The sequence below is a fragment of the Cupriavidus sp. GW823-FHT06D04 genome, assembly GCF_058795055.1.
In genome coordinates this window covers 23,125-36,227 of the sequence record NZ_JBXAHL010000056.1, presented here as the reverse complement: position 1 = coordinate 36,227, position 13,103 = coordinate 23,125, and the positions used below count along the sequence as shown (strand labels likewise).

The 13,103-nt window shown below is 64.5% G+C and carries 14 protein-coding genes; 11 read left to right on the top strand and 3 right to left on the bottom strand.

Annotation, left to right across the window (positions count from 1 at the left end; genetic code table 11):
- The 3 genes from AC1Q7H_RS36690 to AC1Q7H_RS36680 form a co-directional block, all read left to right on the top strand.
- The coding region (locus AC1Q7H_RS36690) for an MFS transporter (RefSeq protein ID WP_492382337.1) at positions 1-1,157 on the top strand (1,157 nt) is incomplete at its 5' end.
- 4 nt (positions 1,158-1,161) lie between these two features.
- Positions 1,162-1,839 (top strand): MBL fold metallo-hydrolase, encoded by a 678-nt coding sequence (locus AC1Q7H_RS36685; protein WP_492316666.1) that lies wholly within the window; start codon positions 1,162-1,164, stop codon positions 1,837-1,839.
- The gene (locus tag AC1Q7H_RS36680) at positions 1,839-2,348 is read left to right on the top strand and encodes an MBL fold metallo-hydrolase (protein ID WP_492316667.1); all 510 of its coding nucleotides are present in this window, start codon (positions 1,839-1,841) and stop codon (positions 2,346-2,348) included. Before AC1Q7H_RS36685 ends, AC1Q7H_RS36680 begins: the two co-directional genes overlap by 1 nt.
- A 223-nt stretch (positions 2,349-2,571) precedes the next feature.
- Here AC1Q7H_RS36680 and AC1Q7H_RS36675 read toward each other — a convergent pair whose 3' ends face one another.
- Positions 2,572-3,714, bottom strand: coding sequence for an LLM class flavin-dependent oxidoreductase (locus tag AC1Q7H_RS36675; protein WP_492316668.1), 1,143 nt, complete (start codon positions 3,712-3,714; stop codon positions 2,572-2,574).
- Positions 3,715-3,747: 33 nt separating this feature from the next.
- Positions 3,748-4,266 carry a flavin reductase family protein gene (locus AC1Q7H_RS36670; protein WP_492316669.1) on the bottom strand — a complete coding sequence of 173 codons (519 nt, stop codon included), beginning with the start codon at positions 4,264-4,266 and terminating at the stop codon, positions 3,748-3,750.
- Between the two features lie 385 nt (positions 4,267-4,651).
- Between AC1Q7H_RS36670 and AC1Q7H_RS36665 the strand changes: the two genes are divergently transcribed.
- From AC1Q7H_RS36665 to hpaI, 7 genes are all read left to right on the top strand, one after another.
- Complete coding sequence (locus AC1Q7H_RS36665; protein WP_492316670.1) at positions 4,652-5,950, top strand: MFS transporter; 1,299 nt, start codon at positions 4,652-4,654, stop codon at positions 5,948-5,950.
- A gap of 116 nt (positions 5,951-6,066) precedes the next feature.
- Positions 6,067-6,882 (top strand): fumarylacetoacetate hydrolase family protein, encoded by an 816-nt coding sequence (locus AC1Q7H_RS36660; protein ID WP_492316671.1) that lies wholly within the window; start codon positions 6,067-6,069, stop codon positions 6,880-6,882.
- 2 nt (positions 6,883-6,884) lie between these two features.
- Complete coding sequence (locus AC1Q7H_RS36655) at positions 6,885-7,307, top strand: nuclear transport factor 2 family protein (protein WP_492316672.1); 423 nt, start codon at positions 6,885-6,887, stop codon at positions 7,305-7,307.
- Entirely contained in the window at positions 7,304-8,389 is a 1,086-nt protein-coding gene (locus AC1Q7H_RS36650) for an ornithine cyclodeaminase family protein (RefSeq protein WP_492382336.1), read from the top strand. Before AC1Q7H_RS36655 ends, AC1Q7H_RS36650 begins: the two co-directional genes overlap by 4 nt.
- A 16-nt stretch (positions 8,390-8,405) precedes the next feature.
- Positions 8,406-9,209, top strand: a complete 804-nt coding sequence (gene hpaH, locus AC1Q7H_RS36645; RefSeq protein WP_492316673.1) for a 2-oxo-hept-4-ene-1,7-dioate hydratase — start codon at positions 8,406-8,408, stop codon at positions 9,207-9,209.
- A gap of 47 nt (positions 9,210-9,256) precedes the next feature.
- Positions 9,257-10,360, top strand: coding sequence for a cupin domain-containing protein (locus tag AC1Q7H_RS36640; RefSeq protein WP_492316674.1), 1,104 nt, complete (start codon positions 9,257-9,259; stop codon positions 10,358-10,360).
- A gap of 30 nt (positions 10,361-10,390) precedes the next feature.
- A complete protein-coding gene (hpaI, locus tag AC1Q7H_RS36635; protein ID WP_492316675.1) occupies positions 10,391-11,194 on the top strand; it encodes a 4-hydroxy-2-oxoheptanedioate aldolase in 804 nt (267 codons plus the stop codon).
- An 18-nt stretch (positions 11,195-11,212) separates the two neighbouring features.
- On the opposite strand, the gene AC1Q7H_RS36630 is transcribed toward hpaI, so the two are convergent.
- On the bottom strand, positions 11,213-12,136 hold the full coding sequence (locus AC1Q7H_RS36630) for a LysR family transcriptional regulator (protein ID WP_492316676.1): 924 nt from the start codon (positions 12,134-12,136) through the stop codon (positions 11,213-11,215).
- Between the two features lie 103 nt (positions 12,137-12,239).
- Here AC1Q7H_RS36630 and AC1Q7H_RS36625 point away from each other — a divergent pair, with 103 nt between their 5' ends.
- Positions 12,240-12,998: an SDR family oxidoreductase gene (locus AC1Q7H_RS36625; protein ID WP_492316677.1), complete on the top strand. Its 759-nt coding sequence runs from the start codon at positions 12,240-12,242 to the stop codon at positions 12,996-12,998.
- Positions 12,999-13,103 lie beyond the last annotated feature (105 nt).

The following is a 13,103-nucleotide window of genomic DNA, read 5'->3' as shown; positions in this document are numbered from 1 at the left end:
CCTTTCTTTGTGGTCCGCTTGCCGATCGCATCGGCCGGCGTCGTGTGCTGGTCCTGTCGGTGGCGTGGTTCGGCGCCGCATGCGCGGCTTCCGCCGCGGCACCTGGCATCGGCTGGCTGATCGCGCTGCGGTTTCTGACCGGGCTTGGATTGGGCGGCGCCATGCCCAATGCCATCACGCTGACCGCCGAGTTCAGCCCGTCGCGCCGCCGTGGCATGTTGCTGACAGTGATGTTCTGCGGATTCTCCCTCGGCTCTGCGCTTGGGGGCTTGGTGACCGCGTACCTGATCGAACATGTCGGCTGGCGCGGTGTGTTGGCGCTAGGCGGTGCACTACCGCTGGCGCTGGTGCCGGTACTGGCGCTGGCCTTGCCGGAATCGGTGCGCTACCTCGCCACGCGCGAAGGCATGCAGGCGCGGATCGGCGCCATCTTGTCGCGCATCGATGCCGGCAGGGTTTCTGCCGACGCGCGGTACGTCACCGACGAGCCGGTCGGCCCCAGTTCCCCGGTCGGCCAGCTCTTTGCGTCGCGTTACCGGTCGGGGACGCTGTGGCTCTGGCTGGCGTTCTTCTGCAGCCTGCTGTTGCTATACCTGCTGATCAATTGGCTGCCGATCCTGGTCCAGCGCACCGGGCTCTCGCTGAAGGAGGCTTCGATGCTCGCCGGGCTGCTGCAAGGGGGCGGCGTCGCGGGTGCCGTCGTGCTGGGCGTGCTGCTGGACAGGTTCAACCCCTACGCCGTGGTGGCCGGCGCCTACACGCTGGGAGCGATTGCCGTGGCTTGCCTGGCTTCCGTGAGCACGCCGATGGCGATGGCAGCGGCCATCTTCGTCACCGGTTTTTGCGTGAGCGGTTCACAGGTCTGCGCCAATGTGCTGGCCTCGGCGTTCTACCCGACATCAAGCCGTGCCACGGGCGTGGCATGGGCGCTCGGCATCGGGCGGGTGGGGGCCATTGCGGGCTCGCTCGGCGGCGCATGGCTGTTGTCGGCGGGCTGGAGCAATGCGGCGCTTTATCTCCTCCTGGCAATTCCGGCGGTGGTCGCGGCATTCGGCATCTACCGGACCGGACGCGTCCAGTTTGCGCTCAATGCCCCTGGCTCTGACATCCGTACGGACCTCACCCGGATCGAAGCCGCTACCCAACTCCCTGAATAGGACAATGGACAAGAACATGAACATGTCGTTTTCCAAGGTCCGCCCAAGCTGGCTTGTCCGGCTCGCACACTGGTTGCTCCTCGCGTTGGCGCCTGCCATGGCGAGTGCCGCTGGCACGCTGGATGTGGCGGCGTCCTCGCCCGCCTCCGGCTTCCGTACCAACCTGGTCCTGCTCGGAACTGCTGGGGGCCGTACGTCGTACGGCGGAACAAGGCTGGCTGGTATCTCCTCGGCACTGGTCGTGGACGGAGACGTGTATCTGGTCGACTTTGGCGAGGGGTGGCTGCGCCGGTACCTCCAGGCCGGGCTCGGGAGCATGCCGCGCAAGCCCGGACTGTCCTCGCTGCGTGCGGCGTTCATCACGTACCTGCACGCGGATCATGTCGTGGACTATCCGGCATTGTTCCTGTTCGGGACCACGGACGGACTGGGGGCGCGCAAGACGCCGGTGAGGGTGTTCGGACCCGGCCCGCGTGGCTCGCTGGTGCCACTGAGCGGCGCCAACCGCACGAATGTTCCGGTGATCCACCCGGAGGATCCCACGCCCGGAACGGCGGTCATGACCGAGTCCATCTACAAGGCCTTCGCCAACGATATCAACGACAACATCCGCGATAGCCAGAAGCCGGATCCTCATACCCTCGTCGCCGTGGAAGACATCAAGGTGCCCAAGGGCGGGTGATGGACGCCAACCGCGATGGCGCACCGGACATGCAGCCGTTTCCTGTCTACCAGGACGACAAGGTGAAGGTCACCGCGATTCTGGTCAGCCACGCGCCGGTGTTTCCGTCGTTCGCGTTCCGCTTCGATACGGCCGACGGTTCGGTGGTGTTCTCGGGCGACACTAGTCCGAGCCAGAACCTCATACGCCTGGCCAAGGGGGCAGATGTCCTGGTGCATGAGGTGATCGATACGAACTGGATCGACGAGTTCCTGCCCAGGCCACGCAATGCGGCGCAGGAAGCCAAGGCGCGCCACCTGCTGGAAGCCCACACCGCTGTGGAGGCGGTGGGTGCGGTCGCGCAGGCGGGCGGTGTCAAGACCCTGGTCTTGTCCCACCTGGCGCCGGCCGATAGCAGCGAAAGCCGCTGGCGCCGCGCGCAGGAAGGCTATTCCGGCCGGGTCGTGGTCGGCAAGGATCTCATGTGGCTGGGCATAGGCTCGCCTGCGTCTGCGGGCATGGAACGTTAAAGATGTCGCAGCAAGCTGCGTGTTAACGAATCAGATCAGCAATGCGCGCGCCGTCTGTCACGCTTTACGGTGCCGCCGATGCGGGAATCGAGTACGTGAACCACGTGCCGGATCCCGCGAAGCAGGGCGCTAGTCTGGTTCGCATGACATCGGCAATTTGCGGGCAGCCGAACATCACCACAGCGCGGCGGCATGCGACCACATATCCAGAGGTGGGGAGTCGCTATAGGGCCGAGGTTGACGGGCGGCGCAATCCCGCCTGTTCGAGCAAAGGCAAGAGCCCCGTGCCGACGTGCTTCAGCGTGGTTTCAGGCTCGATCGTCGCAAGCAGTAGGCCGTCCACTCCGGCGTTGGAAAGCTGGAGCAACTTGTCAGCGACTTCCTCCGCCGTTCCGACCAGATTGACGCCGCCGCCCGCCGCCCATGTGCGCTCGAACTTCCACCGCTCCGCATCCGATGACGATTGCGCAGCCATGCCGAGGTCCTTGACCCACGCCTCAATGGCAGGCCGATTCGCGTGCTGCGACGCGTAGTATTCGAGAAAGTCTTCGGCTTCCTTGCGGGTGTCCCGAATCACGATGTAGCCATGAGTCCACACCTGCACGCGACGCTTGAATGTGGACCACGCAAACGACTTATAGTCGGCGATCTGGGCCGCGGCTTGTTCGGGATCTACGTGGACATGCGTGAAGATGGCGTCTGCATACTCACAGGCAAACTGCCGCCCTCGGCCGGATGTACCCGCATTGAGTATCGCAGGGAAGCTTTGCACTCCCTTTGGCTGGTTGCAGGCGTGCTTGACTTTGTAGAAGCGGCCTTCGAAGTCAAAGGGCTCCGTTTCGACCCAAAGCCGGCGAAGAAGCTGCATGAATTCTTCGGCGTGCGCGTATCGGGTTTCATGATCCTCGATCGGCAAGCCAAACGTTCCGAATGTGCTGGGTGTCGCCCCTGCCACGATATTGATGCCGAACCGGCCCCCCGAGATGCGGTCGATGGTGGCCGCCGCGTTGGCAACGAACACCGGATGGTTCAACTGCACATGCATCGTCGACACGAGCGCGGGATCCGTGTGGCGCGCCGCCAGGCCGGCGGCCCAGGTGAAGGGCTCCAGCTCGCGGCGACCACCCCAGCCAACGAGCGAAAGCATGGTTTCGAGGCCCAATCGCTGTGCCTCCGCCGCAATCGCGTCGCATCGGTCCCAGTCCGCCACGTAACGCTCCGGGGCAGTCGTATGGATATGCCATCCTGCGTTCATTCCGAACAAGCCAAGCTTGAGCTTGTTGTCATTGAATAGCGGATTCGTGGCCGCACGTGAGTCTTCTATTTTTTCCCACTCGCGCGGATCGATTTGAAAATTGCGATTCACAGTATGTCTCCTTTGATTTCGAATGAGCCGGATTTAGCGCACCGCGCCCGCTTCCTCGAAGCGGCCATATACGCCGTTGGCATAGGCCAACGCGGGAATCGTCGCGTATTCGCATTGCCTTACCGTGCCCACTACCACCCAATGGCTACCTTCCTGCAGCACCGACTTGACTTCGCAGTCGAACGCCGCTGCACACCCTTCCACCATTAGGTTTCCGCTTTCGAGCTCGCGCCAGCGGCCCGACGCAAAGCGATGCTCGGGGGCGATTTTTCCGGCGAACGCTGCCGCCAGGTCTTCCATGCCGGGGGTTAGCACGTTGACACAGAACTGCCCTGACATCCGGATGCGTTCGCATGCGCTCGCGTTGCCATTCACGCAAATCAGGACGGTGGGCGGATCGGCAGACACCGAGCAGAATGCGGTTGCGGTCAAGCCGTAATGCGTTCCTTCATATCGACATGTAATGACGTTGACGGATGCGACCACGGCCCGCATGGACTGCTTGAAGTCCGGTGAATCGACGATGCGCGCGCATCGAATCGGTGATTCCATGTCTGTCTCCTCATTCTCGACCCTCGTCCTGCGCGAAAAGTCAGTTGTCTGTCGAATCCCCCGGCCTTGTTATCAGGCCGGTGCTGGATATAAATCCGATGGCGGACCAACATCGGATGGCTCGATCGACAGGATTGGGCGGCCACGGGCATGGTAGGGCCGGCGCGACGCTGTCTCCACTGAAGTTCCTACAACTTGGTTATTCGCCTCGTGCACGCCGCGGTGTTATCCGGTATGGCATTTGGCCTCGGCCGTCGATCCTGTGGCAGGCCCCTGCATTCGCGCGTTGCATCTCGCCGATGCAGATGTTTCAGTGTGCGCGAGAAAGGTGCTTTGCTAGATTAGCCACCAACAAATCCGCGATGTAAAACACAAGGAGACATAGGTGGAAAGCTCATACGCAGATTTTCCGCCGGAGCGCCGCAGTGGCAAGGCCACGCGTGCGGACGCCCGGCGAGGTGTTCTGCTTGTCGCGGCGGCCTCGCTGGGCTTGTCGGGAGGCTACACCGCGCTATTCGCCGGCACGACGGGCGTGTTCCTGTTGCCGATCGCGGGCTCTCTGGACGTCGGGCGCGGGGTAGCCTCAAGCTGCATGGCGCTGTCTTCGCTGGGCCTCGCGGTGAGCGCGCCGGTGGCGGGCCGACTGATGGATCGCTACGGCCACCAGCGCGTCATCGGTTATTCCATTCTCTGTTTCGTAGTGACACTCGTCCTGCTTGCACTCGGGCCCCTGACGCCCGCCGCGTTGGGATTCAAGACCTTCCTGCTGGGCCTGCTCGGCGTGGCAACCTCTCCGGTCGGCTATTTGTCGATCCTGGCGCATACGTTCGAGCGCAGGGTGGGGCTGGCGTTCGGCGCTGCTTCGATCGGCGCGGGGATCGGGGCGGCCCTTGCGCCGCTGTGTGCCAGTTGGGTCATTCGCCACCATGGGTGGCAGACGGCTTATCTGCTGTTGGCAGTGGCCGCGGCGGCGCTCGGCTTTGTCGCGAACGCGATGCTGCGTCGGGCAATGCCGGCGTACACCACCGAAGCATTCCGCACGGCCACCACGGCTTGCGCACCAGCGATCGGCGACACGCCGAAAGAGGCATTCTCCAACCCGCGCTTCTGGCTCATTGGCCTGTGTGTCGCTTTGATTGCAGCGGTGGGCCTGGGCAGCATGGTGCACGTGCCGGCACTGCTTTCGGACCAAGGCGTTTCGCCCGAGATGGCGGCGGCGGGCGCCGCGTTCTCGGCCATCGGCTTGACCACCGGACGGTTTGTGGTCGGGATCCTGCTGGACGTGGTGGCGGGCCGGGTGCTGGCGGCCGTGGTCTTCCTGCTGGGCGCTTGGGGGGTGGCTTTGCTGGCGACGGCGACCCATTCCACGCCTTATCCGCTTTTGGCCCTCGGTGCTGCCCTGACCGGCCTGCTTATCGGCGCCGAGGGTGATCTCCTGCCGTTCTTCGTGAAGCGCTACTTCGGCCTGAAGTCGTTTGGCACGGTCTACGGCATTCTGATCTCGCTGTTCTGCATCGGCACGTTGCTCGGACCGAGCCTGTATGGCGTCGCGTATGACCACTTCGACGGCTACGGGGTGGTGATGGTGGCCGCGGGCGTGGCATGCGTCGGTTGTGCGCTGGCGATCCTGCTGATCGGCGCGTATCGGTATCCCGACCCCCAACGGGCTACTCCCGGCGCCTGATCCTCCGCGTCGCATGGCGGCGCCGCTCCTCCGGGAAATAGACACATCAGGCGCCGGCGAGTCTCGCGCCGGCCCTGACGCGTCCCTGTACATCGCACTTGACTATGGATATTGCAATGAAGATCACTCGATTCGAGCACGGAGACTATACCGGTTGGGGCGTGGTCGAGGCCGACCATGTGCTGCCGTTGCCGGGCGCCCGCCACTACGGCGAGGCGCTCGCGCAGGCGTCGTCGGCGGACGCGTCAACGGGGGTGCCACGGGATCAAGTTCGCTGGCTGCCCCCGGTGCAGCCGGACACGAAGATCATCTGCGTGGGGCTCAATTATCGCAAGCACGCCATGGAAGCGGGCCACGACGTCAGTCTCTATCCTTCTGTCTTTCCTCGCTTTGCGGATTCGTTCGTGGGCCACGACGAGGCAGTGGTGCGTTCGCGCCTGTCGGAAACCCTGGACTATGAGGCCGAGCTTGCGGTCGTCATCGGCAAGACGGCGCGTCACGTGCAGGCAGATGAGGCCATGGCGTACGTTGGCGGCTACACATGCATGGCCGAGAACTCGGTGCGCGACTATCAGATGCACAACCGGCAGGCCACCCCCGGAAAGAACTTCGAGCGGTCCGGGGCGCTCGGACCCTGGATCGTGCCGGCTACACCGCTACGCGATCCCCGCGATGTGCGCGTGATCGGCAGGCTGAACGGCGAGGAGGTGCAAAACGAGGGCCTCGACGAACTTGTCTTCTCGGTTCCCGCCCTTGTGGCGTACCTGAGTGCATTCACTACGCTGCGCCCTGGAGACATCATTGCTACCGGCACACCCGATGGCGTCGGCATGACCCAGGCCCCCCCGCGCTTTCTGCGCGCCGGTGACATCTTCGAAGTCGAGGTCACTGGCGTGGGCGTGTTGCGCCATGCAGTCATGCAAGAGGATTGATCATGGCCACCACGACTCAAGATCACCTTGATTGCCTGGCCGTCGTGTTCGGCTTCTTCGACGCACTGGACATGCACGCTAATGACCGGGCCGTTTCCCTGTTCGCGAAGGACGGCGTCTGGGAGCGCAACGGCGCGGCCCTGACAGGTCACGAGGCGATAGCCGCCGCGCTGGACAGGCGCCCGATGGAGCGCCGTACCTTCCACGCCGTTTGCAACCCTGCGGTGAGTCTTGAGGGGGAAAGTCACGCGATCGTTCGGTTTTATCTGATTGCCTATGAAGGTCATCCCGCTCCGGCCGGGGACGCGCAGCCGCTGGCCCCGGTTGGCATACGCCGCTGCGAGGACCGCCTGTTTCACGACGGAGAGCGCTGGCGCATCGTGCGCAAGTCGAGCGTGGTGCACCTGTCGCCAAGCGCCCAGTGACGGTCACGCGCGGATTCGCCAACGAGGTTGGTCCCCCTTGTTTCCCCCGAGTTAATACACCCATTGCGATGAAAGACATGAACAGTACTGCTTGCTGGCTGACCGAAGCCGATGTTGCCCACTGCGTACCGATGGACGATGCCATCGACGCACTGGAACGCAATTTGATCGAAATTGCCGAGGGCGCAGCCTTCAATGTGCCGAAGGTATTGGGCCAACTCGGCGGCGGCGATGCGATGCATGCACTGGCGTCCGCCTCCCCGCGGGTCGGCGTGTGCGGCTTCAAAACGTGGGTCCATACGCGTCAGGGCGCCAAGGCCGTCTTTGCCCTGTTCAGCACCGAGAACGGAAAGCTGCTGGCCATGATGGAGGCCAACACGTTGGGCCAGTTGCGCACCGCCGCAATGACGGCACTGGGCACCCGCTGGCTGGCGCCGGCCGCCGCCGGGGACTTGGCCATCGTGGGCACTGGCAAACAGGCGATCGCACAGGTCCATGCGATCAACGTTGTTCGTCCCTTGCGCCGGGTTCGCGTCTGGAGCCCCAGTGCGGAGAGCCGGCAGGCGTTCGTGGAGAAGGTCCGCACGGGTCTGCCGCAGGCCGAGGTGATCGACAGCGCGAGCCTGGAAGCAGCCACCGACGGGGCGGAAGTGGTGACGTTGGTGACACGCGCGACCGAGCCGTTCTTTCGGGCAGGCATGCTGGCACCGCATGCGCACCTGAACGCCGTGGGCGCCATCCTGCCAACCCATGCCGAGTTCTTCCCCGATGTGTTCGCGCGTGCCCGCGCCGTGGTCGTGGACGATATCGACAATGCGCGCCGCGGGTCGCGCGAACTGCGCGAACACTATGGCGCCGAAGCGCAGGAATGGACCGGCCTGCAGGCCTTGTCCGATGTCATCAGGCAGGGGCAGCTTTTGGCCACGGGAAGCGGCGACATCACGCTGTTCAAGGCGATGGGAATGGGCCTGTCCGATCTCGCCATTGCGGCGCTGGCCTACCAGCGTGCCGGAGCCGACCCGGGCTCCACCCGGACCGTGCCGCTGACGGCGCCGGCGCCAATCCAATGGACCAGGGGCTGAGAGGGGGACGCACGACATGCTGACTGAAATTCAGATCGCCAATCTGGCATCCGAACTGGACGAAGCCGAGCGGACCCGCACACAGGTACGGCACTTCTCACGGCGTTTTCCCGACATGACGATCGCCGATGGCTACGCGATCTCCCGCGCCTGGTGCGAGCTGAAGCGGGCAAGGGGACAACGCGTGCGCGGCCACAAGATCGGGCTGACCTCGCGTGCCATGCAGCAAGCAAGCCAGATCAGCGAGCCGGACTACGGCACGCTGTTCGACACCATGTTCTTCGACAGTGGTCAAGACATTCCCTTCCAGCGGTTCATCGCGCCGCGCATCGAGGTCGAGCTGGCCTTCATTCTCGGGAAGCCGCTAAGGGGACCGGGCGTGACCCTATTCGACGTGCTCCAGGCCACGGATTTTGTGACGCCGGCCGTCGAGATCATCGATGCGCGCATCGAGCAGTTCGACCGCGAGACCAAGGTCGCACGCCGAGTCACCGACACCATTTCCGACAATGCCGCCAATGCCGGCGTCGTGCTCGGCGGTCGGCCTGTGCGATGCGACGCTGTTGACCTGCGCCGGACCGGCGCCTTGCTGTATCGCAATGGCGTCGTCGAGGAGTCCGGCCTGGCCGCCGCGGTCCTTGACCACCCCGCCAACGGCGTGGTGTGGCTGGCCAACCGCCTGGCGCAATGGGACGAGGGCCTGGCCGCTGGCGAGGTGGTGCTCTGCGGCTCGTTCACGCGCCCGGTCGCCGGCGCGGTCGGCGATGTGTTCCATGTCGACTACGGCACCCTGGGCGCCATCAGCTTTCGCCTCGCCTGACTGAGCGAGCCGATCCCGAATTTCATTCCAATCATCTGGAGACATAAATGTCCGAGAACATGTATTGCCTGGTGGACGTCAGCGGCGCCACTCCGACCCCGATCACGCACTGGGAACCCGTGCTGGTGCCGCGTGAGGCCATCGACAGGGAGATCGAGCGACTTACCGACCAGGCCCAGCCCCACGACGGCCGTCGTGCCACGGCCGTCGTGCATCCGTCGTGCACTGACGGCACGCTGGGTTTTGGCCCGGGCGTGGACGTCACGATCGAGGTGCTCAAGCCCGGAGAGCAGAGCCGCCCGCTGCTGCGCAATTCGAACCAGCTCCAGTTCTGCCTCCATGGATCCGGCGCCGTCATGGTGGGCAACCAGACACTGTCGATGGGAATGTGGGACGTCCTGTCGATTCCATCGATGCAGCCATATCGCTACAAGAATACCGGGCAGGGCCTGTGGGTCCGTCTGGTCTATTCGAATGCGCCGCTGCTGCGCAAGCTTGGTGTGCACTGGGTCGATTACGCGCAGGCGGGGTGGGAGAACAAGGCGATCGCCGCGAGCGCGGGCGTGAACCTCAACATCAACCGGGCCAACGCACCCGACATCCAGATTACGGAGGAGGGCGCGCGCCTGCGCGGCTATGAGTTCCTCACGGACATCGAGGTGGTGGAGAACCGCCCGCTGGTCTGGCCCTGGGAGCTTGCATCGCAGACGCTGACTTTCGAGAAAGGGGACGGCAGGCGTAGCATCATGCTGCTCTATAACCCTGCCACGGAGCGCCGCAACGGCACGACCCATTCGTTCTTCGCCACGTTGTTCTCGCAGGCCAAAGGCGTGGCAACTCGGCCAGTGGGGCGCGGACACAAGCACAGCTCGATTGCCATCAACTACCACTTCGGCGGAAGCGGAAAGAGCGTGGTCGGTGAACAGACGATCCCATGGAAAGCGGGGGACCTGATGCTTTCGGGGCCCTCATGGTCGGAGCATGCTCACTACTACAACGAGGAAGGGGCAATGGTCCTGACCGTGCAAGACCATCCGCTGCACATCGGCATGGAGTCGCTGATCTGGCAGGAGCGCATGGACGGGCCGATCATTAACCTGGGGTCGGAGGCCGGCCAGAAGGGCTACGTGGGTCCGCGGCAGGCCGGCTAAATGCGCGCAGGGAAACGAAGGAGCGCTGTCATGCTGAATTTTCACAATACCTTCCGCGACGCCCTGCGTGCCGACCAGACCCGCATCGGCCTGTGGGTTGGCCTGGCCGACGCTAACGCGGCCGAGCTGCTGGCCGGCTGCGGGTTCGACTGGCTGCTGCTCGATGGGGAGCACGCGCCCAACGATGTACGGACCATGCTCGCCCAACTGCGAGCGGTCTCGGCCTATCCGGTGCACCCGGTGGTACGGCCAGTGAGTGGCGATGTGGCGCTGATCAAGCAATACCTGGACATTGGCGCCCAGACCCTGCTTGTGCCAATGGTGGACACGCCGGAGCAGGCCGCCGCCATGGTGTGCGCCATGCGCTACCCACCGGATGGCATTCGTGGACTCGGCGCCGCGCTGGCGCGGGCCTCGCGATGGAACCAGGTTGAGGACTACGTGAATCAGGCGAACGCGCAGATGTGCCTGCTGGTGCAGGCGGAGAGCACGCTCGCCCTGGAAAACCTCGACGGAATCGCGGCTGTGGAGGGCGTGGACGGCGTATTCTTCGGACCCGCCGACCTGGCGGCCTCGATGGGGTGCCGGGGCCAGGTGAACCATCCCACGGTGCACGCGGCCATTCTGGCTGGAATAAGGCGCGTCCGTGCCGCGGGGAAGGCGGCCGGTGTATTGGCGGCCGACCCCGGGTTGGCACAGGAGTATTTGGAGGCTGGGGCCCGGTTCGTTGCCGTTGGCGTGGACACCACCCTGCTAGCCCGGGCCGCGGCGGGGCTGGCCAGACAGTTCACCGGCGCACAGGCGCCATCGACCACGGGAGGTAGCCCATACTAGTCGCGCGGGCCATGGTTTCTACGGTGCGGGCGCGGCCGGATCGGAAGCCGCCTGCGCCTGAAAAAGGGCGGTGAAGATCCCGCGCAGCCAGATGTGCGCCGGATCGTCGTCGTGTCGCGTGTGCCAGTACATCTGGACATCGAACACGGCCGTGAGAAAGGGCACTTCGTGAATATCCAGGGCCGCCCTGCGCTGCAGGTGCAGGCCAATGCGCGATGGTACGGTAGCCAGCAGGTCCGACGTACCGATGACCTCCGGCAGGGCGAAGTAGTTAGGAATACGCAGCATGACCTTGCGCGACACGTTGAGATCCACGAGTCCTTCCTCCACGGGATCGTCGGGCGGGAGAACCATCACGTGGTAGCTCTGTTCGAAAACCTCGCGGGTCAGCGCGCGCTTCCGGCCGGATTGCCTGCGCCGCAACACGACGCAGTGGTCGCGGAACAGTGCCTCCTTGCGGATCGTTTCCCGGGGCATGTTCAGGTGGCCCACGGCGATGTCGACCTCGCGGTCGCGCAACATTCGCTCGTAGCTGGAACGCGGCGCCTGGATGATGGCCAGCTTGACGTGAGGTGCGACACTGCGCAGCCGGCTCATCAGCGGTGGCACCAACAGCATCTCCCCCACATCCGAAAGCAGCAGGCGGAACTCGCGCGTGCAGTCTTCCGGCTGGAAGTCGGAAGCGTCGATCAGCGAGTCCTTGATCGTTTCCAGCGCGGCGCGGAAGGGGGCCGCAAGCCGTTCGCAGCGCTCGGTGGGCTCGAGGCCACCCGGCGTTCGGACAAAGAGCCTGTCGGAGAGCGTTTCGCGCAGGCGCGCGAGCGCATGGCTGACGGCCGGCTGGCTGAGGTGCACCTCCTTGGCAACCTCATTGAGGTTCCTGAGTCGATACACGGAATCAAAGATCTTCAGAAGATTAAGGTCCAGTCGGTTGAAGTCCATCAGTGTCTCCCTATTTTTCTGTCAATTGCATCACATCGCTACATGCGGGCACAACCGGAAATTCGCGAGGCCCGTGCCGTGTGGCGACCTAACGGAGAGCAACATGCCAGTCTTATCCAGTCCGCATGACGGATTGTTTGTCATTACCGGTGCCAGCCGTGGCATCGGCGCAGAGATAGCGCGCAGGGCCGCGCGCGAGCGACCCGTCGTCGTGCTGTACCGGCAGGACACCCAGGCCGCCGGGTGTCTGGTGGAGGAGATTGCAACGGCTGGCGGCAAAGCCTGGGCGATCCAGGCCGACGTAGGCGACGAGGCCGTAGTGTGCGAGGCGTTCCGGCAGATCGACGCGCTTGGCCGCGTCGGTGTGCTGGTTAATAATGCAGGCCTCACGGGCGGAATGTCGCGCGTGGCGGACCTGTCTGCCGGCATGCTCGCCGAGGTATTGCGGGTCAATGTCTTCGGCGCGTTCATCGCCGCGCGCGAAGCCGTGCGGCGCATGTCTACCCAGTACGGTGGAAACGGAGGCGTCATCGTCAACATTTCGTCGGGAGCTGCGGTGCTTGGTGCGCCGGCCACGTGGGTGCATTACGCGGCCACCAAGGGCGCCGTGGACACCATGACCATTGGCTTGTCCAAGGAGGTCGCGGCCGAGGGAATCCGCGTGAACGCAGTGCGCCCCGGTGTCATCGACACGGAGATCCAGCACCAGCGCACCCCTGCAGCGCTCCAGGCGATGATCGGCGCGATCCCGATGGGGCGCATGGGCACCGCGCAGGAGGTTGCGGATGCAGTAATGTGGCTGGCTTCTCCCGCTGCCTCCTATGTCACCGGCTGCCTGATGGACGTGCGCGGCGGCCTGTGAGGCCATCCGGATCGCGCCCGAAATCGCGCTCGTTTTCGAGTACGACCCGGGCGCGACTTTGGCTCAACCGGGACCTGTGGCTGGGTAAGACCGGTAGCGGCGGGC